Raw genomic sequence first — 1,234 nt, 5'->3', positions numbered from 1 at the left:
GCCCGGTTTGCTCAAGCGGTGAGTTCTGCGCGGTTCAGCGCGCAGTGTGACCAGAGCTCGTCCATCGCGCGCACCAGCGCGTCGGTCTCGCGGGGGCCGTGCACCGGCGACGGCGTGAAGCGCAGCCGCTCGGTGCCGCGCGGCACCGTGGGGAAGTTGATCGGCTGCACGTAGATGCCGTGGTCCTCGAGCAGCATGTCGCTCAGCATCTTGCACTTCACCGGGTTTCCCACATGCACCGGCACGATGTGGCTGCCGTGGTCGATCAGCGGCAGGCCCAGCCCCTTGAGCCGCGTCTTCAGGATCCGCGCCTGGGTCTGGTGCCGCGCCCGCAGCGCCTGGTCCGTCTTGAGGTGCCGCACCGAGGCCGCCGCCCCCGCCGCAACCGCCGGCGGCAGCGACGTCGTGAAGATGAAGCCCGGCGCGTAGGAGCGGATCGCGTCGCACAGCCGCGCGCTCGCCGCGATGTAGCCGCCCATCACCCCGTAGGCCTTGGCCAGCGTCCCGTTGACGATGTCGATGCGCCCCATCAGCCCCTGCGCCTCGGCCACGCCCGCCCCGCGGGGGCCGTACATCCCCACCGCGTGCACCTCGTCGATGTAGGTCAGCGCGCCGAACTCGTCCGCCAGGTCGCAGATCGCCTCGATCGGGCCGAAGTCGCCGTCCATCGAGTAGACCGACTCGAACGCGATCAGGATCGGCCGCCCCGGCTCGATCGCCTCGAGGATCTCGCGCAGATGGCCGACGTCGTTGTGGCGGAAGATGTGCTTCTCGCCGCCGCCGCGCCGGATGCCCTGGATCATCGAGGCGTGGTTCAGCTCGTCCGAGACGATCACCAGCCCGGGGAAGAGGCTCGGCAGCGTCGAGAGCGTCGCGTCGTTGGCGATGTAGGCCGAGGTGAAGAGGAGCGCCGCCTCGGTCCGGTGCAGGTCCGCAAGCTCGGCCTCCAGCGCCTTGTGGTAGACCGTGGTGCCCGAGATGTTGCGCGTCCCGCCCGAGCCCGCGCCCGTCGCGTCGATCGCCTCGTGCATCGCCGCCAGCACCGCCGGATGCTGCCCCATCCCCAGATAGTCGTTGCCGCACCAGACCGTCACCGGACGCTCCGCCCCGTCCGGCCGGCGCCAAACCGCATGCGGAAACGACCCGCGCCGCCGCTCGATGTCGATGAACGTCCGATACCGCCCCTCGTCATGCAGACGCTGAAGCGCCGCGTCGATCATCGCAGGATAGTTCA

The 1,234-nt window shown here is 70.1% G+C and carries 1 protein-coding gene; it reads right to left on the bottom strand.

The annotated features are described in order from the left end of the window. Positions 1-11 precede the first annotated feature (11 nt). The coding region (gene hemA / locus JM664_RS17800; RefSeq protein ID WP_319637558.1) for a 5-aminolevulinate synthase at positions 12-1,234 on the bottom strand (1,223 nt) is incomplete at its 5' end.

This window comes from Roseitranquillus sediminis (assembly GCF_016918935.1).
Taxonomy (GTDB): Bacteria; Pseudomonadota; Alphaproteobacteria; order Rhodobacterales; family Rhodobacteraceae; genus Roseitranquillus; species Roseitranquillus sediminis.
This window is presented reverse-complemented; position numbering and strand designations above follow the sequence as displayed.